Genomic DNA, 25,330 nt, shown 5'->3' on the forward strand with positions numbered 1-25,330 from the left:
CAACTCCCGGGTAGCGATCTTACGTTCCAATTTAGACATGTCGATACTGACATATAGGTAGTGACATGTCAATTGTGGAACGTTAGGATGAGCGGGTGAGTTTGCGCCACGCCGCGTTAGGCCTGTTGTCCCAGCATCCCGGAAGCGGCTATGACCTGCTGAAACGGTTCCAGGAGTCGATGGACAACATGTGGCCGGCCACCCAGAGCCAGCTGTACGGCGAGCTCAACAAGCTCGCCGGTGCCGGGCTGATCACGGTGTCGGACAGGGGCCCGCGGGGCCGCAAGGAGTACGCGATCACCGACGCCGGGCGTGCGGAGTTGCACCGGTGGTTGTTATCACCGCAAGACGATCCGCCCATCCGCAACGCCGCGTTGTTGCGGGTTTTCCTGCTCGGTGAGCTGTCCCCGGATCAGGCACGCGAGTATCTGAAGTCCTTGCTGGACGTCTCCGAGCGGGAGCACGCACACTATGCGCAGATCCTCGAGTCCCACGACTGGACGGCCGAGGACACCTTCTTCGCCCGTGCCGCCCTCGAGCAGGGGCTGCGCTGGACGCGGCACGAAATCGACTGGGCCAACTGGGTGATCGACGGGCTGAACAAACGAGACTGTGGGTCTTAGACGTGGCTTGCGGCTGAGGCATTTCCCAGCCTCCACACCTGCGTCGGCCAGCCGACGGCGGCTAGGCGCGTTCGCGGACCGCGCGACCCATCCGCGTGATGGCCTCGGTCAGAATCGCCTGTGAGGTAGCGAAGTTCAGCCGGACATGCCCGGCACCACCAGTGCCGAACACATGGCCCGAGCTGAGCGCCACCCGCGCATGGGCGACGAACCAGCGGGCGGGTCCAGACAGGTCGGACACCACTTTGATGCCGTCGCTGTGCTCCTCGTCGAAGCCGAGTTCGCGGCAGTCCAGCCATGCCAGGTAGGTGCCCTGAGGGTGCAGCAGGCGGACGCCCGGCAGGTGCTCGTTGACCAGATGTGCGAGTAGCGTGCGATTTTCGTCCAGCCCGCGCAGCAGCGCATCCAGCCAGTCGCCGGCGCTGCTGAAGGCCGCGGTGTGTCCGATCAGGCCCAAGTGGCTCGCGCCGTGGCCGACCTCTTCGGGCATGCGCCGTAGGTCGGCCGCCGACTCCGGACCGGCGACGGCTAGAGCTGCCTTGAGCCCGGCGAGATTCCACGCCTTGGATGCCGATGTCAAGGCCAGCGCGTTCTCGGCTCCGGGCACGCTGAGGTACGGGGTGAATCGGGCTCCCGGCAAGATGAGTGGCGCGTGAATCTCGTCGGAGACCACTGCGATGTCGTACTGTCTGGCCAGCGCGGCGACCGCGCTCAATTCATCGGCAGTGTGCACCGCACCCGTCGGGTTGTGCGGGTTGCACAGCAGATAGCCGACTTTGCCGTTACGCCCCGCTTGGTTGCGGGCTTGATGGAACGCATCTTCCAACGCGTCCAGGTCAATTCGCCCGTCGGCGCCCAACGGGGCTTCGGCGACGTTGCGGCCGTCGTGCGAGACGAATGCGTAAAAGGGCGCGTAGACAGGCGAGTTGACGATGACGGTGTCGCCGCGGTCGGTGACCAGACGGAGCAGCTCGACGACGCCCAGCATCACGTCGGGCACCACCCGGGTGCGGCCGACCGACAGCCCGTCCCATTGCCACCGCCGCCCGGCGAATTCGCTGACCGCTGTCGCGTAGCCCTTGCCGTGCGGGTATCCGGTGTCGCCGGCGTCGACGGCACGGTGGATGGCCTGGGCCACTTCCGGTGCGAGGTTGACGTCCATCTCGGCCACCCACAGCGGCAGCACGTCAGCGGGATACGCGCGCCATTTCATGCTGGTGCGGCGGCGCAACTGTTCGAGCGTCAACTCCTCGAGCGGGTTGGGGGTCACTCAGCGAGTAAAGCGTGCTGCGCGGTCACCCCGCAACGAACGCATGCCGAGGGATAGTCAACGGTAGATCCACGGAGCTCAGCAGACCCGGTTCTGCGGCAACGACATACGGAACCGCAGCGGCAGCAGCGGAAAGACGCCCGGTCGGACCAAAGGTTAGGTTGAGGAGCGAGAGCGTGCTCGCGCTGCGGTCCGACATGCGGCCGAGGTGGCCCGCCGGTGCCGAGCAGACGCAAAGGCCCCTTGGAACGCGTGTTCCAAGGGGCTTTGGCGTCTGCTGGCGAGAGCTAGGCGAGTTGGACGCGGCCGGTGATCAGGTCCATGATCGCCTTGCCCGGGGCGAAGGACCCGGTGATCGACGCCATGGCGTGGCCCTGGTCGACGTTGAGCGTGATGCCGTTGACCGATGCCGCGGCGTCGCTGTTCAGCATGATCATCGCCTTCCCGATGTCCTCGGGCGTCAGCGTGGCGCTGCCGGTGTCGTCGCGGTAGTCCTGGGCGAACGTCAGCCACAGGTCGGCGTTCGCACGGGCCAGGGGAGTGTCGGTGGGGCCGGGGCACACGGCGTTGATCCGCACACCCTTCTTCTGGAAGGGGTAGCCCTGCCACGCGACGTAGCCGTTGATCGCCTTCTTGCTGAACCCGTAGTGGATGATGCCCTGGGGTTCGCGCTCCTGACACCAGTCGTGCGCGGCCTTGTAGTCCGGCGCGGCCAGGAAGTCCTGAACGAGCTCCAGGTCGTTCTCCCAGCCCATTCCGGCCACCGACGAGATGAAGCAGATGGCCGCACCACGGGGGAGCAGGTCCTTGGCGAACAGCCGCTCGATCAGGTGGCGGTGCCCAATAAAGTTGACTCGCATCAACTTTGGCCCGTCGGCCACCCCGGCCGCGGAGAACAACTTATGCACCGGCCCGTCCAGTTCGTCAACCGCACGGTCGATCGAATCCTGGTCACTGAGATCCAGTGAGATCACGCGATCGACGTCGAAGTCCACCGGCGCGAAGTCCATCACGGTCACATGCGCCCCGAGGGACTTTGCGATCTGTGCCGCAGCCGCGCCCATTCCGGTCGCCCCGCCGACCACCAGGACGCGCTTGCCCTCGTAGCCCAATAAGTCTGACGCCGTCGTCATCTTCTCGCCCCTTATTCCCTGGTGGTTCGTGCAACGACGTTACAGTATCCGTACCAGATGTAAGTTTCAATCACGATGGTTGACCGCCGTCGCGCGTCCCACGTAGCGTATGCGAGACAAATATTAGGTCGCGTAGGAGTCGTAAGTGTTCACGCTGCGCTTCGACATGCGCGCCCGGGTCTCGGGGGCCGATCCGGTGGCTTTCTATGCCACTGCGCCGGAGAGTGCGCGTGGGCCGAGAGCCACGGCTGCCTGGCCGTCGTCTTATGTGAGCACCACGGGTCGGACGACGGCTACCTGCCGTCGCCGCTGTGCTGGCGTCGGCGGTGGCGGCCCGCACGCAGCGACTGGCCCTGAGCCCGATCTTCCCGTTCTACGACCCGGTGCGCCCGGCCGAGGACGTCGCGGTGCTCGACATTTTCAGCGCCGGCCGGGCCTCCTACAGGCGCTGGGTTACCGGCCCGAGGAGTACGAGATCTTCGGCCTGGATCTGGGTGACCGCGGCTGGCTGGCCGACGAGAAGTTGGCTCTGTTGCGCCGGTTGCTGGCCGGGGAGACGGTGGTCCGGGACGGCAGGCGAATCGCGGTGACGCCCCAGCCGCTGACCAAGGAGGGGCCCGCGATGATGTGGGGCGGCGGCAGCCTGGCGGCGGCGCGGCCGCGGCACCCTGATCCCCGAGGGCTCGATCATGTTGCCGCTCAACGGATCAGCCAATTGCGACGAGCGCCGGTTCCCTGACGGTGAGCGATTTGACATCTATCGCGGCGCGGCCCATCTGAGCTTCGGGCATGGTCTGCATTTCTGTCTGGGGTCGGCACTGGCCCGCATGCAGGCCCGCGTGGTGCTCGAGGAAGTCATCAAGCGCTGGCCGGAATGGGATATCGACTACGCCAACGCCGTCAAAGCGCACACCAGCAGTGTGCGGGGCTGGGCGAAACTCCCGGTCATCACGGGGTAATGTCGGCCGGTGTCCGCCAACCGGTTGCCTGCCGTCTTGGTAGCGCTCGCCGTTGGCGCGGTGGGTTGTAGTCACTCGAACCAGGCGCCGCGGACCAGCAACGCGGTCAGAGTCGCGATGACCAACAACGGCGGCAGCAATCGCTGCGTGCTGGACACCACGACCGTCCCGGCCGGCCCGGTGACCTTCACGGTGTCGAACGCCGGCGCGGTGGGCATCTCCCACGTGGCGTTGCTCAAGGACCAGCGCGTCATCGGTGAGAAGGAAAGTCTGGACGCCGGGGAGGATCCGGTGTCTTTCACCGTCACCCTGGACGGCGGTGACTACCAGATCTACTGTCCGGGTGCGGGCATCGAGTATCAAACCTTGACCGTGACGGGGCGCGCACCCGCGCCCGCCACCGGCCCGGTGGCGGCCGTTTTCACCCAGGGCGCCAAGGACTTCGCGCCGTACGTCGTCGATCAGATGGGCCAGCTCAACGGCGCGGTGAAGGCACTCGACGCGGCCGTGCAGTCGGGCAATGTCGAGGGCGCGAAAGCGGCCTATGCGCAGGCGCGTCCGTTCTATGAGCACGTTCAATCGAGCGTGAACGGCTATCTTTTGCCGGGTTTCACCGTCGGTGACAACGCAGGAAACCTCGACTATCTGATCGACATGCAGGAGGCCACTCCGCCAGACGCCAAAGTCGGCTGGAAGGGCTTCCACGCCATCGAGCGAGACCTGTGGCAGGCCGGTTCGATCACCGCCGCAACCAAGGCGCTCAGCACCGAATTGGTCGGCAACATCGGCACGTTGACCACCACGGTGAAGGCCGTGCCGTTGCGGCCCGAGGATGTGGCCAACGGCGCCGCCGACCTCATCGAAGATGTCTACAACACCAAGATCACCGGCGAGGAAGAGGCGTTCAGCCACCTCGATTTCGTCGACTTCGCCGCGAATGTCGAAGGCGCACAACGGGCGTACGCATCGCTGCGGCCAGGGCTGGATAAGGCCGACAGAGCTCTGGTCCAGCAGATCGATCAGCAATTCCAGGATGTCGTGGCCACCTTGGCCCGTTACCGGGAACCGGCGGCGCTGGGCGGCTACCGGGTGTATACGGCGGACCTGCGTGAGCGCGACGCTCCCAAGCTGACGGCGGTAGTTCTGCCGTTGCATCACAGCTTGTCCGCCATCGCCCAGAAAGTCGTGACGGCCAACTGATCGGCCGACTCTTCAAACGGCCGGAAACGGGTACGGCAACCCGATGGACATCACGATCACCTTCGTCGGGAACGCCACCACGCTGATCCGCAGCGGCGACATCACGGTGCTGACGGACCCGAACTTCCTGCATCAGGGTCAACGTGCGTATCTGGGCCACGGTCTGGTATCCAAGCGGCGCAAAGAACCCGCACTGTCGGCCGACCAGTTGCCGCCGATCGATGCCGTCGTGTTGTCGCACATGCACGGTGACCACTGGGATCGTGTCACCGAGAAGCACCTGGACCGCCGGTTGCCGATCCTGACCACTCCAAAGGCGGCGGCCAGGCTGCGCCAGAAGGGGTTTGAGCAGTCCTGCCCGATGTCGACCTGGCAGACACACACCATCGTCAAAGGCGACCGGCAGCTGAAGGTGACGTCGCTGCCCGGCCGTCACGCCCCGATGTGGGCCACGGCGCTCGTCCCGCCCGTGATGGGCAGCATGCTGGAGTTCGGGCAGGTCGACGGGCCGCAACGGCGCCTGTACATCTCCGGGGATACCCTGCTTGTCGACGAACTCGGAGAAATTCCGGTCCGTTTCGACGCCGTCGACGCGGGCATCCTGCACCTCGGCGGGACGCGACTGCCCGCGGGGCCCCGGTTGCCGTTCGGGCTCACCGTGACCATGGACGGACAACAGGGTGCCGGCCTGGCCGAACTGCTCAAGCTGCCGAAGGCGATTCCGGTTCACTTTGACGACTACACCGTCTTCGCGTCACCGCTGGGCGACTTCACCCGGGAGATGGCGCGGCGCGGCCTGGCCGACCGCGTCGTCGAGATCGAGCGTGGCGGCTCGGTGTCGATCTAGGACTGATCGACGAGCACCGCGCCCTCGGGCCGGTCCCCGAGAGTCTGCAACTGCAGCGTGATGCTGTCGCCCTGGGCGGTGAGCCGCAGGATCTGGGCCAGCTCCGCCGGGGCATCACACTGCATGTAGTGGTCGGCGCCCGGCACCACCCAGTAGCGACTCCGCCCTGACATGCCCCGCAGATACTTCTGCCAGACATGGTTGGCCACCCGCAGCGGGGCCACCGCGTCATGCAGCCCCCACACCACGGTGACGTTGACCGGCAACTTGGAAAGCGCTTCCAGCCAACTCTTTTCGTCGGCTGCCCGCTCATGCAGATACTGAATGGTGTCCGGCAGCACCCGGATGCCGTCGTTGTAGGCGAAGCACTTTGCCAGAGCGGCGATTTCGGGGTTCTCCGGGGTGCGGCGCGGCATGAAGGTAGTGAACCCGAGGCCGGCGGCCAGCAACTCCGGCGTCGTCTCCGCGGCGGTGGCACGGCCGGTCTTGTCGTTGAGCAGCGCGGTCTGGAATGCCGTGAGGTTGGACAGCGGGAGGTAGATGTTGCCGTTCGTCAGGATCAGATCCTCTGGCAATGCCGACTTCTCAGCCAGCAGACCGAGCGCGATCATTCCGACGCTGCAGCCACGGTCGTGGGTGATCATGCGGTAGTCGGTCAGTTTCCATACCTCGGTGATGGCGTGCACCAGCAGACGCGCGTCGTCGTAGAGCGAATAGACGTAAGGCTCGGGCGGCTTGTCGGACACGCCGTAGCCCGGGAAGTCCAGCGTGAAGATTTCGAACTCGTCCTTGAGTTCCCGCGCGAGCCCGTAGTAGTCGATGCTGGATGTCGGGAAGCCGTGTACGCACACCAGCGCCGGCTTGCCCGGCGTGCCGTAGCGCCGGAGGAACACCGAGACCGATCGCCCGTCGTTGGCGGCGGTGGTTGAGCGCCAGCGCAATTCCGTCCCGCCGTTGTTCCATTCCACGAAAATGTCCATGGCTGAGGCCTTTCTAGGTTTGCGGGAACGTCACGACGGCCAGCAGGAGCGGTAACTGGTTGCCCTTGAGTTGAGGGGTCGACAGCATGTCCGGGCCGAAGAAAGAGCCGCTGAGGTAATTGTCGGCACTCCACACCTGGGCTGGGTTGACCTGACCCTGGTAGCTGAAACCCTCCAGCACGTAGGGCTGGCCGTCGGCCTCGAACAGCGAGGGTCCGTTCATTAGCTGGAAGTGCAGGTGCGGCGCGTTGGAGTTGCCGGTGTTGCCCAGCTTGGCGATCACCTGACCCTTCTTCACCTTGTCGCCGGGCTTGACCAGCAGTGAGCCCTGGATGAGGTGGGCGTACATGGCGTACAGGCCGTCGCCGATGTCCAGGATGATGTGGTTGCCGTCGACGTTGTCGACCGTCAGCTTGGCGGCCAGGACGGGGTCGGATGCCGGCAGGATGCCGGGCACGTTGGCTTCGACGGTGTCGAGGGTGGAGACGACGGTACCGTCGGCGACCGCGTAGATCTCCGAGCCGTAGTCGATGAAGCTCTCGTTTTTGGTCTGGTCGCCGGAGTAGAAGTTGCCCTGGTCGTTCATGCGCATCCAGTCGATCGCGAAGCGCTGGCTGTTGTTCAGCTTCATGTTCAACGGCAGGATCGCGTCGCGGTGCGCCCAGCCGGGGTCACAGCATCCGTTGAACGCGACCCAGTTGTTGCCCTTCAGCGGTGCAGCGATGATGCGCGGCATGCCGGCCGAGATGATGAACGGCGCCCCAAGGGTGTCGAACGGGCCCGGCTCTTTCGACGCCGGATTAGCCACGCCGTTGCCGTGGAACCGCAGCATGACCGCCTTGGGGAAATCGGAGAGGTTGTCTTGGCGGAAATCGATGAGCAACGATCGCGACGTGCCGGGAGCGATGCTGAAATCGGGCGCGGGCGCGGCAGGTAACACGCGCAGTCGGTTGCAGTTTCCGTAGTTGCAAGTGGGATCGACCAATTGGTTGCCGGAGAACGACGCGAGCACCTTCGTCGGATCCTGCCCGTCGACCACGTCGACGGCGTTCAACGTCGCAGGCTGTGCGCTGGAGTTGGTGACCTGCATGTCGAACGCCAGATGATATTTGTCGTCGGTGCCCGGGAAGGGAAACGTCGGGCGGCTGATCGGTGCGACCGTCAACGGCGTGAAAGCGTTGGGAACCGTGACGCCCTTGAGGGGATCTGTCGGCACGGGTGCACTCGTGGCCGCGGGTTGCTTCGGCGATGAGGTGCATGCGGCAAGGACTAGCACGAACCCGAGAACCGCCAAACTCCGCCGTTTCGCCATCGGGTGAGCATAGTATTCCCGAGCGGTATTCCCGCCGCTTACCATGCTGGGCATGTTCAATACGCGGGTCATCGGGCTTGCCGAGTATCGGAAGAGCGCCGAGCAACCCGGCGCGCTCACCGCCCGCTACCTCACCGCGGGTTCCCGGTCGATGGGCTCAGGTCGCGCCGCGGGAAACGCCGATGGCTTCATCGGTCACTACCGCGTCCAATACTTCGGCGGCGCAGGCAAATTCGCCGGTGACCTCGATCTGCAGATCCAACGGGCCGGGGAAGGCTATCAACTGACCTGGCGGCACCGGCCGGAGAATGTACGGCTCCCGGTGGCCGTCGGCGAGGTGGTGTACGAGGGCATCGGCTTTTGACGGGTGAGGACGCGATGGCCATCACCTACTGGATGGCGGAAAAGCCGACGTCGGCGATTGAGCTCCGGCCGCTGCTGTAAGGAGGGTCCACGTGAGACGCGTACTGCCACCGGTTGTCGTCCTGCTCGTTGTGCTGACCGGTTGCGGGAATACGTCTTCGCCGCGCCTGTGGGGCGCGTTCACCGAGCGCGGTGTGAACAGCATTGCGATGAAACCCGGGCGCAACGTGCGGATGTTCACCGACGTGAACCTGGATGCGCACGGCTATATCAAGTACGACAAGGCATCTGGCCGCTTCGCACTCGAGCCCGGCAGCTACCGGGTCGACGGCTGGTCGCTGACCACGTTCGGCTTCACACCCGAGCAGCGGGCCGTCGCATACTCGGCGCCCGGAAATGCCTTCCTGTGGAACGTCGACAAGAACGACGTGGAAATCCTGGCTTCCGTTGCGGATCCACTGGATTCGGCACCTAGCATCATCAACGGTGTGCTCAGGGTGGAGCGGACGACGCAGTACTACTTCGGCCACCAGAACGGCGACAAGGTCGACGGCATCAGTCTGGAAACACCGGCTGCCGACCGCGCTTTCGCACAACTGGTTATCGAGCGGCTGTAACGGATTGTCTTGCGATTTCATAACGAATCTCCAACTCCCGGCCGTGTCGCGCGAAAATCATTCGTCGAAAGCTTCAGCCACACCGGCGAGATTGGGGGATCGTGCTCAAACGGTTCCGTGCCGCTCTCGTGGTGGCCGTCGCGTTCTGTGTGGGAGGCGGACTGGCCACGGCTGATCCCGGGGGTATGCGGACCGTGGTGACGTCGGCCTGTGAACAACGGACGCTGGTGCTCTCGGCATTTCCGGCCGAGTCGGACGCCGTGCTGGCCCACACCTTGCTCGAGCCCAATCCCGTTGGGGTGTATGAAAGGCAGTACTACTACCGCGGGTCGATCGCCGGCAAGAAGGTGCTGGTGGCGATGACCCGGATCGGCCTGGTGAACGCGACGACCGTGACCGAGGCAGCCTTGAGTCGTTTCACCTGCGCTTCCGGCATTTCGATTGGTGCCGTGATCTTTTCGGGAGTTGCCGGCGGCGCCGGCCGGACCAGCGTCGGTGACGTGGCGATACCGGCGCAGTGGACCCTCGACAACGGCGCCACCTACCAGCCTGTCGATCCCGGCATGCTGGCAGTAGCGCAGACGCTGACCGTCCAGCTCAGCAACGTCAACAATCTGGGCAATCCGATGTGCCTGTGCCGTCATGTCCCCACGGTCAAGCTCAACGAGCTGCCGCGCCAGCCGCAGCTGTTCGTCGGTGGCAACGGTTACAGCCACGACGCCAACAACGGGCAGGCGTTTCCGTGTGTCCCCAACGCCGGCGACGTCTTCGGGTGCCAGCCGTGCAGCCCGCCCGGTCGTTCGCTGTTGTACACCGGCAACTTCTTTCAGGCCATCGGGCCGTGGCTGGCCAAGGGATTGCTCAGCAATCTCAATATTCAGACCGCCGACAACCCGGCCTACGATGCGGTGGACCAGGAAACGGCCGCGTCACTGGCCGTCGCAACGGCACATGGGGTGCCGTTCCTGGGAATTCGCGGGATGTCCGACGGCCCGGGCGACCCGCTGGGACTGCCGGGGTTCCCGTTCCAGTTCTTTTTCTACAAGCAGATCGCCGCGGAGAACGCCGCGCGGGTGGTGGAGGCGTTCATGACGAGTTGGGCAGGCCCGTAAGACGTTTGTCGCTCGTAGCCGGGCGGGGGCGTCGGTGATCGGGGCAGGGGCCCATCTGTCTCTGGGAAAGTCGGCCAGATGTTTGCCCGGCTCAGAGCGAAACTATTCGTCGCCGCGGGCCACCGGCCGTGCGGAGTCCGAGCACCATTCCGACCACGACCCGGGATACAGCGCCGCCTGCCGGCCCGCGGCCGCGAACGCGGCGACCACCACCGCGGCGGTGACCCCGGATCCGCAGTAGGTGCCGACGGCGCCGTCGGGCAGCGGGTGACTGTTGGCGACAAAAGTTCCGTCAGCCGTCAGCAGCGTGCCGAACGGCAGATTCTTGGCGCCGGGAATGTGGCCGGCGACCGGATCCAGAGGCTCGACCTCGCCGCGGTAGCGCTCGGGCGCGCGGGCGTCGAACAACGCCACTTGCGCGGTCTGTTCCGCGGTCAAAGTGGGTTGCGCACCGGCATACAGATCCTGATGCGCCACAGTCACATTGCCGGGCGGTGGTTCGACCGCGCCCCGGTCCAGACCGCCACCAGACGCCAGCCAGGCCCTCAGTCCGCCGTCCAGGATGCGCACCTTGTCCAGGCCCGCCGCGGTGCACAGCCACCACGCCCGCGCCGAACCGACGCGATTCCAATCGTCGTACACCACGATCAGTTCGTTCTCGCGAACTCCCCACCGTCGCAACGCTTCCTGGAGGCTCTGACCGGACGGCAGCGGATGGCGGCCGCGTCCGGGCACGGTGTGGTCGGTCAGCTCGTCCTCCAGCGAGACATACACCGCGCCGGGAATGTGGCCGTCCAGATAAGCCGGGCGCCCGTCGGGAGCGTCGAGCCGCCAGCGCACATCAAGGATGCGCAGCGGGTCGCCGGACTCGGCCAGTCGAGCCAGTTCGGCCGGCGTGATCAGCACTTGTTCGCGCACATTCACGGGTTCACCCTATCCTCGATCAGATGACGCGAGGGTTCTTCTCCTCCTGGGCCGCGGGTGCGCTGGCCCTGAGTGTGGCCACGGCAAGCCCGGTCGCTGCCGTGCCCAACACGCACTGCACGCTCAGCACGCCCGTGCAGGAAGTGCAGCACCTGTCTGAGTTGCCGGCCGAATTGCGTGGCCTGTTGCCGCCCATCGCCGATATCGGCGCACCGTTCAACAATACGGATGCCGTCAACGACCCGAACCTGCCGTTTCGCAGGCTAATTCGGGCCGGAAGCCGGGGCAGTGACTGGTTCGTCTGGTACGAGCACGGCGGAATAGGGTACTTCTGGCAAGCGGTGGTCGCACGCGTCGCGCCCGGCGGCCAGCCGACGGTATTGGCCGATGCCGGAACCATTTCCGACACACTGTGCACGGTGACCGACGGGGTGTTCGCCGGCACCGTTCCGCCTTACCCGCAGGGCACGTGGGAGGCCAGCGCCCTCTAGGCCGGCCACGCGTCCCAGCGGATCATGCTGCGCAGCGGGCCGGCGAACAGCGGCCGCGCATCGCCAGAGCGCCACCGGTCCTCAACTAACGGCGCCACGGCCGCGCTCACAGCCAACGGGTCGTCGTCGAGGTAGACGACGGTGACGTAGTGCGGGTCGGTGCGCCACCCCCGTGGCGCCGGCGCGCAGATCGACCCGAAGGTCCACACTCCGGCCACGCCGGCACAGCCGAGCAGCGCTGGATAGTGTTCGGCGCGCAACCACTCCAGCCAGGCGTCCGGTCGTTCGTCTGCCGGCTCCTCGACGATGAACAGCACGCCGCGGTGCGGCCGAAACGGCGCCACCTCGGCCGAGACCAGCGCGCCCGGCGCCGAATCCCATTGCAGCAGCCGAAGTCCAGAGATCTGCAGCAACGGCCGCATGGCCGGCATGCGACCGTTCTCCCGCAGCACTCGACCCAGTTCGACAAAGTCGCGCAGCGTCTCGGCGACCGGCTCGCCGACGAGGTAGTGCACGACGTTGCCGATGTCGCCCAGCGGTCCGTGTGCCGCGATCCGATGGGCGGGGTAGTCGCCGTCGGCGATCCAGCGCAGCCCCTGGACGATGCCGGGCAACTGGTATTGCTCGGGCATATGGTCGAGCAGATGCCAGCGCAGGTATCCGTCGTCGGTGGGTGCGGCGGCGGTGAGGCTGAAGATCCCGGCCCTGACCCGGTTCATGTAGCGTTCAGCTCGGCGAGCGCGTGCAGGTTCTCCAGGTAGTGCTGCAGGGAATCGTGTCGGAAGGTGGCGCTGACGATGGTGGCGCCGTGTGCGACGGTCTCTGCGATCAACTCGCGGGTGTGGTCCGGGCTGCCCAGCGGGTCGAGCCGGTGCGCCGGACCCAGCACCACCTCGAAGCCCGGTGGAATATCGAAGCGGCCCAGCCATTCTCGCGCCTGCTGCAGCCTCACGTTGAACGGCGCCCAGCCGTCGGCCAGGGCGACGGCCCGGCGCAGCGATCGCAGCGTGCGGCCGCCGATCCACAGCGGCACGCGCGGTTGCACCGCACGCGGGTCGACGACCATGCCGTCGAAGGAATAGAACTCGCCGTGGTAGCTCGGCTCGGCGACCGACAAGGCCGCGCGCAGCGCGGCTAGCGCATCGTCGGCGCGTGCTCCACGGTCCGCGAACGGCGCACCGATCAAGTCGAACTCTTCCTTCAAAGAGCCGACGCCCACACCGAGGATGAGCCTGCCGTTGCTGACCTTGTCCAGGGTCCCGTACCGCTTGGCGATCTCCAGCGGGTGGTGATAGCCCAGCACCAACACGTTGGTGGCCAACCGGATTCGCTCGGTGCGCGCCGCCAGATACCCGAAGGTGGCCAGTGGATCCCAGTACCGCGCGCCGCGCCGGGCCGCCTCGGCGGACGGCAGCGCGATGTGTTCACTGCAGGTCAGATGGTGATAGCCGAGCCGGTCCGCCGCCTCGGCCACCCGCGCGATGTCCTCGATCGACGCACCGACCTCCCAGTCGGCACTCACCCCGGGGAACATGGTCACCACTGGTGTGGCGATGCACAACTTTGCGGTCGCGGTGCTCATCACGATAGATTCTAACAGTGCTCGAATTGATTCGAACATGGCTCGAATGACGGCGCGGCGCGCGTACGGCGAACTCGACCGCACGCAGGTGGTGTCGTCGCTGCACGCGCTGGCCCGTCGTGTCGGCGTCCAGCAGGTGACAATGCGGGAGCTGGCCGCCGAGCTCGGCGCGGCGGTGCCGTCGGTCTACTACCATGTGCCGGGAAAACAGGCTGCGCTGGATCTGCTCGCCGAATCGGTGCTGGCCGAGATTCCGGTCCCCGAGTCGGGCCCGTGGGACGTCCGCCTGGCCGTACTGTACTGCGCCGCCCGCGAAGTCATGCTCACCGTTCCCGGGATAGCCGGCATCCTGCAGACCCGCGGCGGCGGGGAACGGGCCCGCCGGCTCGACCGGCTCAGCCGATCACTGCTGGCCGAAGCCGGACTCACCAAATCCGTTGCGGCGGCAGCGCACACGGTCTTGTACACCTACCTATTGGGTTCGGTCAGCCTGGACGAGACTCGCGGCAAAGCCGGGTCCGCCAAGCGTTTCCGGGCGGGTCTGGACGTGATCATCGCCGGCATCAAGGCGTCTGAGGGGGAGTCATGACCGTTCCGAAGCTGGGGTCGCTGGTGGTCGAGAACCAGGACACCCAGGCCGATCGCGATGCCGCGGCGGTGCTGAACCCCGACACCTTCGTCACCGGCGCCCCGTTCGACGCGATGGCCAGGCTGCGTGCGGACGCCCCGGTCCACCCGGTGCAGTTGTCCGGCCTGCCCCGGGCGTGGTTGCTGACCAAGCACGCCGACGTCCGGCTGGTCAGCCGCGACACCGATACCTTCACCAGCAGCAGGGGCAACACCCTGGTCGAGGTGGAGGCCGGACCCACCTCGGCGATGCTGCCGGGGATCGACCCGCCGCGACATGTGCACTACCGCAAGCTGATCAACCAGGGCTTCACGGCCCGCAATGTGCTGCGCCTGGAGCCCCACATGCGCCAGGTGGCCCGCAACATCGTCGCCGACATCAAGCAGAAGGGTGAATTCGACGCGGTGCCAGACATTTCCGCGGAGATGTCACTGCAGGTGATCGCCGACGTGCTCGGGGTCCCCGCCGAAGACCGCATGGAGGTGTTCCGGTGGAGCAACGCGATCGGCACCCTGGGCATCGAAGACCCCGATTATGCCCCCACACCGGAGGCGCTCGGCCAGGCGGCCGCCGAAATGTTCCGCTACTGCGGTGAACTCGTCAAACACCGGCGTACCCACGGCCGCACCGACGACATCCTGTCGGCGCTGCTGGCCGCCGAAGTCGACGGTGAGAAGCTCAACCGTGACCAGCTCAACGAGTTCTTCCTGCTGTTGGCCATCGCGGGGAACGAGACCACCCGAAATACGCTCAGCCATGGCATCTTGGCGCTGTCGCAGCACCCCGAGCAGCAGGCGCTGCTGGCCCGTGACCCGGATGCGGTCAAGCCGGCGGTCGAAGAGCTGCTGCGCTGGGCCAGCCCGGTGATGCATTTCCGGCGCACCGTGACCCGCGACGTCGAGATTCGCGGCCGGCAGATCCCTGCCGGTGACTGGGTGCTGATGCATTACCTGTCGGCCAACCGCGACGAGGACGTGTTCGAGCGGGCCGGCGAATTCGACGTGACCCGAAACCCCTCCGGTACAGGGGCCGGGCACGCCGCGTTCGGCGGAGGGGGAGTGCACTTCTGCCTGGGCGCGCAACTCGCCCGCCTTGAGCTGCGGGTGCTGCTCGAGGAGCTGTACCCGAACGTGCCCGGCTTGACGGTGACCGGCGAGCCCGACCGGCTGCGGTCGTCGTTCTTCCATGGGATCAAACGACTTCCGTGTAGTACCGGTTAGTTGCCTTCGGCTTTGGTGATCTGATCGCCCATGTCGTCGGCGGACAGGCGAGCCTGCAGGAACGCGCCCGAGGTCGGCAGGCTCAGGTGCAACTGTGAGGCTCCGCTGACGGCGAGGTCGCCGCGCTTCAGCGTGAAGTCCAGCACGTGCCCTCCGGCGGTGCGGTCGTCGTCGAGGAAGTGCAGGTGATAACCCGCGACGGAAATGCCTTGTTCGAAGTCAGGGGTGCGGAACCCGACCAACGTTCCTTGCACATCGGTGAACCGCGTCTCGGCCTGTCCTTCGGTCGCCTGTGTCAGCGGCGGATACGGCTCGTGCTGCTCCATCACGGTGCGGGTGTGCAGGTCGGCGAAGTGACCGGTGACCCGGATGGCGTAGATCAGGTTGGTGCTGGCGATGCGTTGGTCGATGGCGGCGGTCACTGCGGCACGGTCGGTGCGGGCCTTGATCGGGATCTCGAAATCGCGGTGGAACCGGGTGACTGCGGCGAACGGGGTGCGGTCCGTTTGTGCTGCGCGCGTGGCGGTTCCGTCTGCCCGTAGCCGGTAGCAGACGCCGTCGAGGATCACCATCTCACCGTCGAGGTGGTTGAACGTGCCGAGCCCGAAGTCGCCATGCTGCAAGATGTCGGCGACGGTGGCCTCGCCGTCGTAGACGCCGTCGAGCAGGGCGCTGATGGTGGAGTACTGGTAGACCTCGGACTGGTGACCGAGAAGTGCTGCCGCCCAACGACGGAAGTGCTCGTGTGCCGTGCTCATTCGAAGCTGTCGTCGTGCAGCTGGGCGGCAAGATCGACGTTCTGGCTGTAGTCGACTGGGACGTCGATCAGCGAAGGTCCGGGTTCGGCCAAGGCCTGTCGGAGGACCGAGCTGAATTCGTCGAGTGTGTTCACCCGGTAGCCGTGCGCACCGAAAGCCTTGGCGTAGGCGATCGTGTCGTATTCGCCGAGGTGCACACCGGACTTGCGGCCGTATTTCAGCTCCTCCTGGAAACCCACCATGTCGTAACCGTTGTCGCGAAAGATGATGTGAGTGAACGTCAAACCCAGCCGTGCGGCGGTGGCGAGTTCCTGCGCGGAGAATAGGAATCCGCCGTCACCGGACACCGACACCACCGGTGTGCCGGGGCGTACCAGGCAGGCGGCCATCGCCCAGGGCAGGGCCACCCCGAGCGTCTGTTGGCCGTTGGAGAACAGCAGCCGCCGCGGCTGGTACACCCGGAAGTGCCGGGCCAGGTAGATGTAGACCGAGCCGATGTCGCAGGCGATGGTCGCGGTGTCGTCGAGTTCGGCGCGCAGCCGCAACACCACCGCGACGGGGTTCAATCCTGGGCCGTCGGGAGTCTGATCGCGTGCGGCATCGTCGATGTCGGCCAACGCTTTTCGTTGGACCGCGATTTCGTCTTGGTAGTCGGTGCTCAGGGCGAAGCCGGCTAGGGAGTCGGTCAACGCGGTGAGGGTCGCCGCGATGTCGCCACGCAGTTCCACCGTCGGCTGGTAGTGGTTGTCGACGTCGGCGGGAACGGAGTCGATGTGCACGATCGGGCGCCCGACGTTGTTGTTCCACAGCACCGGGTCGTATTCCACCGCGTCATAACCGATGGCGACGACGACGTCGGCGTGGGCCACGATGACGTCGCCGGGCTGGTTGCGGAACAGCCCCACCCGGCCCAGGAAGCGGTCCTCCAACTCCCGGGAGATGACGCCGGCGGCCTGGAACGTTTCGACGACGGGCAACCCGGTCGCGGCCACCAAAGCCCGCAGCGCCGTGCAGGTTTCGGGATCGGCGCCGCGGATGCCGACCAGTAGCGCGGGACGCTGCGCCGCACCGATCAATTCGGCTGCTCGCGCCACGATGGCGGCCGGTGCCGCCGCCAACGGGGGGATGGGCAGTGACGCGGTGATGCCCGCGGTGGTCGGGGCGGCCAGCACATCGGAGGGCAGGACGACCGCGGCGGCGCCACACGGTTCGGCCAGAGCCGCGCGGAATGCCGAAACGGTGGCCTCGGCCGCATTGTCCGGATGGTCGATCTCGCCGGTGAACTTGGTGACCGTGCGCAACATCGCCGCGGCGTCCATCGACTGATGGGTGCGCTTGAGCCGGTCCTGGCGCTGCACGGCACCGCACAGCGCCACCACCGGGTCCTGTTCGGTGTTCGCGGTGAGCAGGCCGGTCGCCAGGTTCGTGGTGCCAGGCCCGGACGTCACCACGACGACGCCGGGGGTGCCGGTGAGCCGGCCGACCGCCGCGGCCATGAACGCGGCGTTCTGTTCGTGCCGGCACACCACCAGCTCGGGCCCGCCGTCGAGCAGCGCGTCGTACACCGCGTCGATCTTGGCTCCCGGCACCCCGAAGACGTATCGCACACCCTGCGCGGACAGCACGTCGACGATTTTCTGGGCGCTGCGCACGGGAGTCACCTGCGCGACGCTACCCGAACCAACGACGCAGCGCCGCGCGCAGCGCGTCGCTCGACGCGAATTCATCTGTCGCGCAAGCGATGTAACCGTCGGGCCGGATCAGCATCGCCCTATTCCACGTCGGCTGGACCGAGCAGCCGCACCTCTTCCAAGTCCATGGTCTGCTGGATCTCCCGCAGCACGATGTCGTCGATCTGCCGCTGGTTGCGCAGCTCGGTGATGGCCTGGCGCTTGCGCTCCAGCACCCGAAGGTGCACCTCGCGGATCTTGTCCCTGGCCTCGGTGAGGTGGTTGCTGTCGTTGGAGTCGTCGCCGTCGGCCTCGGCCAGCCGGGCCTTCTCTTCGTATTCCTTCTGCAACCGGGCCATCAGCTTAGGGCCGACGCCGACCTCGGCAGCGACCTGGGGCAGCACCTCCAGCGCGACTTCGGCCCCGCGGGTGCGGGCCAGCTGCACTTCCTCGGCACGGGCGACGTCTTCGGGCAGGTGCGCCCACCTGACCACCAGGGGCAGCGTGCTGCCCTGGACGAGGACGGTCACCAGGATCACCACCGACACCACGAAGATGATCAGGCTGCGGTCGGGAAAGGGTGCGCCGCTGTGCGTTTCCAGCGGGACGGCCAGCGCCGCGGCCAGCGACACCGCGCCTCGGAATCCGGCCCAGCTGGTGACGCTGCGTTGCCGGAACGGGACATGACGGGTGGGTCGGTTGGTGGTTCGGTCGATGGCCAGGCCGAGGAAAGTGGTGAGTTCGACCCACAAGAACCGGGTCGCGATCACCACACCGCACACCGCGAACGCGAGGTAGATGGCATTGCGGATTCCGCCGTGCACGTCGGCGATTCCGTGCATGGCATTAGGGATTTGGACGCCGACGAACACCCACAGCGAACCGTTGAGCAGGAACGTGGTGACGTCCCAGAAGGCGAAGGACTGCAACCTTGAGCGGGCTCGGATGACCCGCGGGCTGACATAGGTGAGCATCAGCGCGGACACCAGCACCGCGACCACACCACTGCAGTGCGTGGTCTCCGCGAGCAGGAACGCCGCGAACGGCGTGAGCAGGCTCAGCGCACCCTCTTCCAGCGGCGCGTCAATGCTGCGGCGCAGCAGGGTTACCAGCCCGCCGACGATCAGCCCGGCCAGGATGCCGCCCAGGTAGGAGTAGACGAAGCGCAGGGTCAAGGCCAGCGGGCCGACCTCGCCGCCGCCGACTGCCACCGAGACGGTGACGCCGAACAGCACCAGCGCGGTGCCGTCGTTGATGAGGCTTTCACCGCGCAGCACGGTCAGCGACCGTCGCGGCAGTTTCTTCGCCAGACCGGCGACGGCGGCCGCGTCGGTCGGCGAGAGGACGGCGCCCAGCACCGCCGCCGCATGCGATTCCATGCCCATGGCCCGCGCCGTCCAGGAGACGGCGAATGCCGTGGCGATGACCAGCCCGATGCTGGTCATCACGATCACCCGCAGGTTGGCTTTGATCTCGCGGAAGCTGGTGTTCAGGCTCTCCCAGTACAGGATCGCCGGCAGGAACAGCAGCAGCACCAGCTCGCCCTCGATGTGGACATGGGCGAAGCGGGGGATCAGCCCGAGCAGGGCGCCCAGGAAGATGAGCAGGACCGGGGGACCGACACGGAACCGCCGGCCCAGCAGCGTGCCCAGGACCACGGTGGTAACGAGCGCAACAATGAGAACAAGCGCAAACACCTGTCCCATCCTTGCGCAGGATTAAACAGTCGGCGCGACTGGTGCTGCTTCAATTGCAGTCGCAGCAGTCTCCGCAGTCACAGCAGCAGCCGTCGCCCTCGCAGCAGGTGTCGCAGCAGCAGTCGCATTCGCACTCGCAGCAGCAGGCGTCGGTGCAGCTGTCCCAGCAGCTGCGTTTGGGCTGCGGCTGCGGTGGAACCTGGCCCGGCGGAATCTCGCCGGGAATGTTGGTGAAGGGCTGATTGCCGAAGTTGATGCCCTGCTGCTCGCCGTGCGGGGTACAGCCGGGGTAGTTGCCTTTGGGGTCGAAGGTGCGCGAGACCGAGCGCCTGAGTTCTTTGGTCAGCAATCGCTTCGGCAGCCGGCCGTCGGTGAAGTCGACGTCGGCAAGCGCGAGTTGGATGCCGAGCACCGCGTCGTCGCAGAGGGTGCGTGCCTCTTGCAGCGTTGTTTTGGTGGCGGCCAACGGATTCCATTTGCCGCGGGCCACGTCGTCGCGGTAGTCCTCGACGGCGTCGAGCAGGTGCGCGACCCGCCCGAACAGCTGACCGATCTCGCGCAGCGGCGCCTCGTTGGCCGGGCGGCCGGCCAACAGCGCGGTGTGCGCGAAGGCGGCGGCGACGGCGGTCTCGGTGGGTTCGGTGACCGCCAACAGCGAGGTGCCCGGGCCGGCTACCGCTTCCAGGTCAGTCTGCCGGTCCATCGCCGCCACCAGCACACCGGCGTCGAAGCCCAACTCGTGTCCGGTGTCGGTGCCGCGCCGCACCCAGCGCTGCGCGATGCGTCGCGCGGTGGGACGCACCGCGGCCACCCCGACCAGGCCGTCGCGGTCGTCGACGTGGTCGCGGACTTTGGCGGCGGCCAGCGCCAACGACACCACGGCGGCCAGCCGTACGCATTCGCCGGTCGCCACATCCGCGCGCTTCATGCCACGCAACGGGCACGGCCCGGCCGTGCGGCGGGTGGGCTTGGCCTCCGACTGCGCCTCGACCAACAGCGAGACGATCAGGCCGTCGTAGTTGGTCGCGATCCGCGCGGCCTGGCCGTAGTCGTCGCGCAATGCCAGACACAGGCCGCAGAGCTGGGCGCGCCACGCCGCGGTGAGTTCGCCGCCGAGCCGATGATGGCAGGGCCGAATGATGCCAAACACGCATTGAAAGTACCGGACCGTTTGCTGGTCGGCGGGTATTGCCGGGTGATTCGAGTGTGCGTGTACGGCGGGTTTCGGCCCTGGATTCCACCGCTGACGCACACTCGAGGCGGTCAGCGCACACTCGATCCGCGGGGGACTATGGTTCATGGATGAAGGTCAAGCAGCTGGCCGTCCTCGCCCTCTTTCTGATGCTCGTGGGCTGTTCCAGCCCGAGCAAGGCGGCGACCAAAACCATCGATGTCCCGATGGACGATGTGCTCAATCAGAGCGCGATCACCCGCGACGTCACACTCGCGGTCGGAGACACCCTGAACGTTTCGCTGGGCTCCAATAAAAGCACCCCGTACCGCTGGACGGCCGATCCGAAAATTGGTGACCCCGCGCTGCTGAGGCAGGCCAGTCACGAGTACCTGCGCGGCTCCACCGACCGCATCGGCGCCCCGGGCACCGAGGTGTGGACGTTCACGGCGTTGAAGTCCGGGAAGACGACGATCGTCGCCAAGTACGGCAGCGTCGTCGGCGACTCCGCGCCGACCTGCACCTTCACCGCGAACGTCACGGTCCAGTAGTGCTGCGCTGGCCCAGGCTCTCCCATGCGCCCAAGGAGCTGCTCGACGAGCTCAAGTCCGAGGGCGTCATCTTTCTCGCCTCGCGGGTCGAGGTTCGGCGCAGCTTCAGTGGGCACGTCCCGGGCGTCTACTCGGCCGCGGGCGTGGCCCGCTATCGCGGCATGTTCGCGTTCAGCGAGCGGCGGATCGTCGCCACGTTTCCGACGGGGGCGTGCCCGCAGTTGCGGTCCATCGATTGCTCGTGGGACACCGAGCCCGGGCCGGCCATTGCGACGATCTCTGCGCACGAGCTCTCCATTGAAATCGAGCTGCGCGAAGTGGACCATGCCTTCAGTGGAACGATGAAACTGGTGTATCGACGCGATATTCCCGACGCGGTGCTGCAGCAGCTGCCGGCCACGACGGTGAAGTACCGCCTGGAGCCGATGTTCGTGTACCGCGCGGCCGGGGTGCGCCCCCGCGTATAGAGAGGAGCCGGCGATGACCGTGTCGAACGCAAAAGTGGACTTCCACTTCGACCCGATGTGTCCGTTCGCGTATCAGACCTCGGTGTGGATCCGGAATGTTCGCGAACAGCTGGGCATCTCCATCGACTGGCGGTTCTTCAGCCTCGAAGAGATCAACCGCGTCGAGGGCAAGAAGCACCCCTGGGAGCGGGACTGGTCTTACGGCTGGTCGCTGATGCGGATCGGGGCCTTGCTGCGCCGGACGGACATGGCGTTGCTGGACCGCTGGTACGCGGCGATCGGTCACGAGCTGCACGACCTGGGCGGAAAGCCGCACGACCCTGCGGTGGCGCGCCGTCTGCTTGGTGAGATCGGCTGCGACGCAGGCATTTTGGATGATGCGCTGGCCGACGCTTCCACCCACGACGACGTCCGCAGCGAGCATCAGCGCGTCGTCGACGCCGGCGGGTACGGGGTGCCGACGCTGTTTATGGACGGGCAATGCCTGTTCGGGCCGGTGCTGGTGGACCCGCCGAGCGGTGCGGAGGCGTTGAGGCTGTGGGATGTGGTCACCGGAATGGCCTCGTTGCCGCATGTGTACGAGTTGCAGCGGCCCAAGTCGGCGGCCGACGCCGAACTGATCGGCCGCAGCCTGCGCCCGTACCTGGACGGGCGGGACTGGGTGAGCATCAATCGGGGTGAAGTGGTGGACGTCGACCGGTTGGCGGGGCGTAGCCGCTAGGCAGCCCTCCGAACGGCCTTCGCATTAGGGCCATTGGTCCCTAATCCTTGTTCCCGGCTGGTCGTAGCATCGACGCTCGGGCAACCCGATTCCTTCGGGCATTGGTCGTTTTCGGGGCGGCCGGGAATCGGTGGGAGGTCAATCATGGTGAGTTTTCCGATGCTGCCGCCGGAGATCAATTCTCTGCGGATGTTCAGCGGCGCGGGTTCGGCGCCGATGCTGGACGCCGCGGCGGCATGGAACGGGTTGGCCGATGAGTTGGGGGCGGCGGCGGATTCGTTCTCGTCGGTGACCTCAGGACTGACCGCCCAGGCGTGGCAGGGGCCGGCCGCGGCGGCCATGACGGCCGCGGCCGCGCCGTATTCGGGGTGGCTGAGCGCGGCGTCGGCGACTGCTGCCGGCGCGGCGGCGCAGGCTCAGGCGGTAGTGGGTGCCTTCGAGGCCGCGCAGGCGGCGACGGTGCATCCGTTGCTGGTCGAAGCCAACCGCAGTGCGTTCGTGCAGCTGGTCCGCTCGAATTTCCTCGGCATCTTCGGACCGGCGATCGCCGCTTTCGAGTCCGACTACGAGGCGATGTGGGCCGCCGATGTCGCCGCCATGACGGGCTATCACGCCAGCGCGGCGGCGGCTGCCGCCGGGTTGAACCCGTTCGAAGCGCTGCTGCAAGCTTTGCCTTTCAACATCGGCATCGGCAACAAACCGGGCAGCAACGGCAACATCGGTAACGGCAACAACGGCAACGCCAATATCGGTAGCGGTAACACCGGCAGCGGAAACCTCGGCGGCGGAAACGGCAGGGTCGGGCTCTCATCCAATGGGAACATCGGCAGCGGCAACCAGGGCAATAACAACTTCGGCAGCGGGAACCGGGGCAATGACAACATCGGTTTCGGTAACCTCGGCAACCCCTTGACCAGTGCTAACCCGGGCGCCAACTTCGGCGCCGGCAACTTCGGTAATGGAAACTTCGGCATCGGAAACCACGGCGACCTGAACGTCGGTGCGGGCAACACCGGCAACGGCAACGTCGGCTTCGGTCTCACCGGGAACAAGTTGGTCGGTGTCGGCGGTGCTTACTTCGACTCGGTGACCAGACAGTTCGTGTTCAACGGCTTGAACTCCGGCACCGGCAATATCGGTTTCGGTAACTCGGGCACGGGCAATATCGGCTTCTTCAACTCAGGTGATGGCAACGTCGGCATCTTCAACTCCGGTTTCAATCAAATCCCCGCTGACCTTGGCAAGATTCAAGGCATCGGCATCGGACAATCCGGCTTCGGCAACATCGGCCTCGGTAACAGCGGCAACGGCAACTTCGGGGTGGGTAATTCGGGGGCATTAGACACTGGCTTCTTCAACGCAGGTCAGGTGAACACCGGCTGGGGGAATGGCGGCGGCACCTCGCTCGGTGGCAACACCGGATTCTGGAATTCGGGCAACACCAATACCGGCTGGGGCAATTCGGGGAGCACCAATACCGGCTTGTGGAACTTTGGCAGCCTGAACACCGGCGTGGGCAGCGTAACCGACCAACCCGGCCCGAACTCGGGCTTCGGCAATACCGGTACCGGCTCGTCGGGCTTCTTCAATACGGCTTCCGGAGGAACGCTATTCGACGGACGCAGCTCGGGGTTCTTCAATTCGGCCAGTGGGGGCAGTATCGGGAACGGGCAGCTATCCGGCTTCTTCAACACAGCGGTAACCAGCGCCGCCAGCCCCAACACCGCCAACCTGGTCACCGGCTTGCTGAACACCGGCAACCGGGTCGCAGGCCTGTTCAGCATCGTGTCGCTGTTGAGGCAATTGGCCGCATAGCGGGTCGCTTTCAGAATCGTGGCGATCGCGAGCGCGGCGGGAAGCCCGTCACACCATCGCGGTCGGCGGGATCTTCAGTCCAATTGCCAAGGCACCGGCCAACTCTCGGCTGGTGTCGTAGTCGAAGATCACGTGCCCGCTGATCACGTCGACATCGCGCTTGGCCCGTTGTAGCGGGTTGTCGAGGAAGTGCGCGCTGGCTCCGGAGGCTTCGAGGAGATCGGCAATGACGCCGCGGGACTCCTTGACGATGTGCGCGGCGGCCAGACGCGCGTCGGCACGCACCGCTTTTGGCACCCTGTTGCCGGTGCCGAGGATGTCGTCGATGCGCCCGGAGGTGTCGTGCAGCAGCCCGTGCAGAGCGCGGAGCCTGATGCGGGCCTGACCCAGGCGCGCCTGGGCGGCGGGTTTGTCTTTCTGGCTGGTGCCCTCGTAGGCGAGGACGCGTTCGCTGAGGCGCTGCGTGTAGATCTCCGCGACGCGTTCGGCGGCGCCGAGGGCCGGCATCGCGGCGGTGAGCGCGAGTGCGGGCACCAGGGGCCAGCGGTAGACGTCGGCGTCGTGCAGCCTGGCGCCCGGGGTGGTGCCGGCGTAGATGTCGGTGACCTTGATCAACCGGTGGGCGGGGACGAAGATCTGCTCGGCGACGATGTCGTTGGATCCGGTGGCGCACATGCCGTCGGTGTGCCACACGTCGACGACGCTGACGTCGTCGGCTGGAACGAGTGCGAGCGCGGGGTAGATGGCGTCGTCGGGGCCGCACAGCGCGCCGACGATGGCCCAATTGCCGTCCATGACGCCGGTGGCCCAGGACCATCGTCCGCTGAGGGTGACCCCGCCTTCGGCTGGTGTGCCGCGGCCGGTGGGCGCCAGCGGGGCCGAGGCGAGAAACGGTTGGCTGGCGAATCCTTCTGCCTGGGCCTGTTCGTCGAACAGCGACAGCATCCAGGTATGCAGGGTGTAGAACGCGGCAGTCCAGGCGGTGGAGGCGCAGCCGTGTGCCATTCGGCGTACCGGGTCGAAAATGGTTGCGAATGGAGCTTGTTGGCCGCCATAGCCCTTTGGCTTGAGGAGCTCGGTGAAGCCGGTTTGTTCGAGCTCCTTGACGGTGGCTTCCGGTAGCCGGCGCAGCTGTTCGGCTTCCCTGGCTCGCTGGTGTAGGCGGTCGACGAAATCGTCGGTGATGGCCGTCATGGCTTCACCATACCTTTTAGTATGT

General features: G+C 66.3%; 25 protein-coding genes and 3 pseudogenes. 15 read left to right on the forward strand and 13 right to left on the reverse strand.

All coding sequences use genetic code 11. The features are described from left to right. The first annotated feature begins 95 nt into the window (after window positions 1-95). Window positions 96-623, forward strand: coding sequence for a PadR family transcriptional regulator (locus tag AWC08_RS09200; protein WP_069433411.1), 528 nt, complete (start codon window positions 96-98; stop codon window positions 621-623). A gap of 61 nt (window positions 624-684) precedes the next feature. On the opposite strand, the gene AWC08_RS09205 is transcribed toward AWC08_RS09200, so the two are convergent. After that, the gene (locus AWC08_RS09205; RefSeq protein WP_069433412.1) at window positions 685-1,893 is read right to left on the reverse strand and encodes a MalY/PatB family protein; all 1,209 of its coding nucleotides are present in this window, start codon (window positions 1,891-1,893) and stop codon (window positions 685-687) included. A 287-nt stretch (window positions 1,894-2,180) separates the two neighbouring features. After that, complete coding sequence (locus tag AWC08_RS09210) at window positions 2,181-3,041, reverse strand: SDR family oxidoreductase (RefSeq protein WP_331716072.1); 861 nt, start codon at window positions 3,039-3,041, stop codon at window positions 2,181-2,183. 130 nt (window positions 3,042-3,171) lie between these two features. Here AWC08_RS09210 and AWC08_RS09215 point away from each other — a divergent pair. The 4 genes and pseudogenes from AWC08_RS09215 to AWC08_RS09230 all read left to right on the forward strand — a co-directional run. After that, window positions 3,172-3,684, forward strand: a pseudogene (locus AWC08_RS09215) (LLM class flavin-dependent oxidoreductase); the annotation flags it as partial. 4 nt (window positions 3,685-3,688) lie between these two features. Then, window positions 3,689-3,985: pseudogene (locus tag AWC08_RS09220) on the forward strand (cytochrome P450); the annotation flags it as partial. A 60-nt stretch (window positions 3,986-4,045) separates the two neighbouring features. Continuing rightward, window positions 4,046-5,185, forward strand: a complete 1,140-nt coding sequence (gene efeO, locus AWC08_RS09225) for an iron uptake system protein EfeO (RefSeq protein WP_287032983.1) — start codon at window positions 4,046-4,048, stop codon at window positions 5,183-5,185. A gap of 43 nt (window positions 5,186-5,228) precedes the next feature. Continuing rightward, window positions 5,229-6,032, forward strand: coding sequence for an MBL fold metallo-hydrolase (locus AWC08_RS09230; RefSeq protein WP_069433415.1), 804 nt, complete (start codon window positions 5,229-5,231; stop codon window positions 6,030-6,032). On the opposite strand, the gene AWC08_RS09235 is transcribed toward AWC08_RS09230, so the two are convergent. Both AWC08_RS09235 and AWC08_RS09240 read right to left on the reverse strand, forming a co-directional pair. Next, window positions 6,029-7,012, reverse strand: coding sequence for an alpha/beta fold hydrolase (locus AWC08_RS09235; protein ID WP_065134096.1), 984 nt, complete (start codon window positions 7,010-7,012; stop codon window positions 6,029-6,031). The genes AWC08_RS09230 and AWC08_RS09235 overlap by 4 nt on opposite strands. Window positions 7,013-7,025: 13 nt before the next feature. Further along, window positions 7,026-8,228: a M23 family metallopeptidase gene (locus AWC08_RS09240; RefSeq protein ID WP_269456598.1), complete on the reverse strand. Its 1,203-nt coding sequence runs from the start codon at window positions 8,226-8,228 to the stop codon at window positions 7,026-7,028. 148 nt (window positions 8,229-8,376) lie between these two features. Here AWC08_RS09240 and AWC08_RS09245 point away from each other — a divergent pair, with 148 nt between their 5' ends. The 3 genes from AWC08_RS09245 to AWC08_RS09255 all read left to right on the forward strand — a co-directional run bounded on the left by AWC08_RS09245 (window position 8,377) and on the right by AWC08_RS09255 (window position 10,416). Next, on the forward strand, window positions 8,377-8,688 hold the full coding sequence (locus tag AWC08_RS09245; RefSeq protein WP_232007830.1) for a hypothetical protein: 312 nt from the start codon (window positions 8,377-8,379) through the stop codon (window positions 8,686-8,688). A gap of 91 nt (window positions 8,689-8,779) precedes the next feature. Continuing rightward, window positions 8,780-9,304, forward strand: a complete 525-nt coding sequence (locus AWC08_RS09250; RefSeq protein WP_069433417.1) for a hypothetical protein — start codon at window positions 8,780-8,782, stop codon at window positions 9,302-9,304. Between the two features lie 101 nt (window positions 9,305-9,405). Further along, window positions 9,406-10,416 carry a 5'-methylthioadenosine/S-adenosylhomocysteine nucleosidase family protein gene (locus tag AWC08_RS09255; RefSeq protein ID WP_244906486.1) on the forward strand — a complete coding sequence of 337 codons (1,011 nt, stop codon included), beginning with the start codon at window positions 9,406-9,408 and terminating at the stop codon, window positions 10,414-10,416. Window positions 10,417-10,518: 102 nt separating this feature from the next. On the opposite strand, the gene AWC08_RS09260 is transcribed toward AWC08_RS09255, so the two are convergent. Next, window positions 10,519-11,340 carry a sulfurtransferase gene (locus tag AWC08_RS09260; protein ID WP_142283487.1) on the reverse strand — a complete coding sequence of 274 codons (822 nt, stop codon included), beginning with the start codon at window positions 11,338-11,340 and terminating at the stop codon, window positions 10,519-10,521. A 23-nt stretch (window positions 11,341-11,363) separates the two neighbouring features. On the opposite strand from AWC08_RS09260, the gene AWC08_RS09265 reads away from it, so the two are divergent. Then, window positions 11,364-11,831 carry a hypothetical protein gene (locus AWC08_RS09265; RefSeq protein ID WP_232007961.1) on the forward strand — a complete coding sequence of 156 codons (468 nt, stop codon included), beginning with the start codon at window positions 11,364-11,366 and terminating at the stop codon, window positions 11,829-11,831. On the opposite strand, the gene AWC08_RS09270 is transcribed toward AWC08_RS09265, so the two are convergent. Both AWC08_RS09270 and AWC08_RS09275 read right to left on the reverse strand, forming a co-directional pair. Then, window positions 11,828-12,550 carry a hypothetical protein gene (locus AWC08_RS09270; protein ID WP_065134092.1) on the reverse strand — a complete coding sequence of 241 codons (723 nt, stop codon included), beginning with the start codon at window positions 12,548-12,550 and terminating at the stop codon, window positions 11,828-11,830. The two genes, AWC08_RS09265 and AWC08_RS09270, sit on opposite strands and share 4 nt — an antisense overlap. After that, complete coding sequence (locus tag AWC08_RS09275) at window positions 12,547-13,413, reverse strand: TIGR03619 family F420-dependent LLM class oxidoreductase (RefSeq protein WP_069434295.1); 867 nt, start codon at window positions 13,411-13,413, stop codon at window positions 12,547-12,549. The genes AWC08_RS09270 and AWC08_RS09275 overlap by 4 nt, the downstream gene beginning before the upstream one ends. A 46-nt stretch (window positions 13,414-13,459) precedes the next feature. Here AWC08_RS09275 and AWC08_RS09280 point away from each other — a divergent pair, with 46 nt between their 5' ends. Beyond that, the gene (locus AWC08_RS09280) at window positions 13,460-14,002 is read left to right on the forward strand and encodes a TetR/AcrR family transcriptional regulator (RefSeq protein WP_069434296.1); all 543 of its coding nucleotides are present in this window, start codon (window positions 13,460-13,462) and stop codon (window positions 14,000-14,002) included. Then, the gene (locus AWC08_RS09285) at window positions 13,999-15,261 is read left to right on the forward strand and encodes a cytochrome P450 (RefSeq protein ID WP_069434297.1); all 1,263 of its coding nucleotides are present in this window, start codon (window positions 13,999-14,001) and stop codon (window positions 15,259-15,261) included. The genes AWC08_RS09280 and AWC08_RS09285 overlap by 4 nt, the downstream gene beginning before the upstream one ends. Here AWC08_RS09285 and budA read toward each other — a convergent pair. The 5 genes and pseudogenes from budA to AWC08_RS09305 form a co-directional block, all read right to left on the reverse strand. After that, a complete protein-coding gene (gene budA, locus AWC08_RS09290; protein WP_069434298.1) occupies window positions 15,258-16,019 on the reverse strand; it encodes an acetolactate decarboxylase in 762 nt (253 codons plus the stop codon). The two genes, AWC08_RS09285 and budA, sit on opposite strands and share 4 nt — an antisense overlap. Next, a complete protein-coding gene (alsS, locus tag AWC08_RS09295) occupies window positions 16,016-17,680 on the reverse strand; it encodes an acetolactate synthase AlsS (RefSeq protein ID WP_232007962.1) in 1,665 nt (554 codons plus the stop codon). The genes budA and alsS overlap by 4 nt, the downstream gene beginning before the upstream one ends. A 10-nt stretch (window positions 17,681-17,690) precedes the next feature. After that, window positions 17,691-17,789 (reverse strand): annotated as a pseudogene (locus AWC08_RS39385) (aromatic-ring hydroxylase C-terminal domain-containing protein); the annotation flags it as partial. A 1-nt stretch (window position 17,790) separates the two neighbouring features. Beyond that, window positions 17,791-19,386: a Na+/H+ antiporter gene (locus AWC08_RS09300; protein ID WP_069434315.1), complete on the reverse strand. Its 1,596-nt coding sequence runs from the start codon at window positions 19,384-19,386 to the stop codon at window positions 17,791-17,793. Window positions 19,387-19,435: 49 nt separating this feature from the next. Continuing rightward, window positions 19,436-20,536, reverse strand: coding sequence for a DUF5685 family protein (locus AWC08_RS09305; RefSeq protein ID WP_069434299.1), 1,101 nt, complete (start codon window positions 20,534-20,536; stop codon window positions 19,436-19,438). Window positions 20,537-20,688: 152 nt separating this feature from the next. On the opposite strand from AWC08_RS09305, the gene AWC08_RS09310 reads away from it, so the two are divergent. The 4 genes from AWC08_RS09310 to AWC08_RS09325 all read left to right on the forward strand — a co-directional run bounded on the left by AWC08_RS09310 (window position 20,689) and on the right by AWC08_RS09325 (window position 24,111). Continuing rightward, window positions 20,689-21,108: a protease inhibitor I42 family protein gene (locus AWC08_RS09310; RefSeq protein ID WP_069434300.1), complete on the forward strand. Its 420-nt coding sequence runs from the start codon at window positions 20,689-20,691 to the stop codon at window positions 21,106-21,108. Further along, window positions 21,108-21,575 (forward strand): hypothetical protein, encoded by a 468-nt coding sequence (locus AWC08_RS09315; protein ID WP_065134086.1) that lies wholly within the window; start codon window positions 21,108-21,110, stop codon window positions 21,573-21,575. Before AWC08_RS09310 ends, AWC08_RS09315 begins: the two co-directional genes overlap by 1 nt. A 13-nt stretch (window positions 21,576-21,588) precedes the next feature. Further along, window positions 21,589-22,296, forward strand: coding sequence for a DsbA family oxidoreductase (locus tag AWC08_RS09320; protein WP_069434301.1), 708 nt, complete (start codon window positions 21,589-21,591; stop codon window positions 22,294-22,296). 144 nt (window positions 22,297-22,440) lie between these two features. Next, window positions 22,441-24,111 carry a PPE family protein gene (locus AWC08_RS09325; RefSeq protein WP_069434302.1) on the forward strand — a complete coding sequence of 557 codons (1,671 nt, stop codon included), beginning with the start codon at window positions 22,441-22,443 and terminating at the stop codon, window positions 24,109-24,111. Window positions 24,112-24,159: 48 nt separating this feature from the next. On the opposite strand, the gene AWC08_RS09330 is transcribed toward AWC08_RS09325, so the two are convergent. Beyond that, window positions 24,160-25,305, reverse strand: coding sequence for an acyl-CoA dehydrogenase family protein (locus AWC08_RS09330; protein WP_069434303.1), 1,146 nt, complete (start codon window positions 25,303-25,305; stop codon window positions 24,160-24,162). Window positions 25,306-25,330: the final 25 nt, after the last annotated feature.

Origin of the sequence: Mycobacterium gordonae, assembly GCF_002101675.1 — a bacterium.
Classification (GTDB): Bacteria; Actinomycetota; Actinomycetes; order Mycobacteriales; family Mycobacteriaceae; genus Mycobacterium; species Mycobacterium gordonae.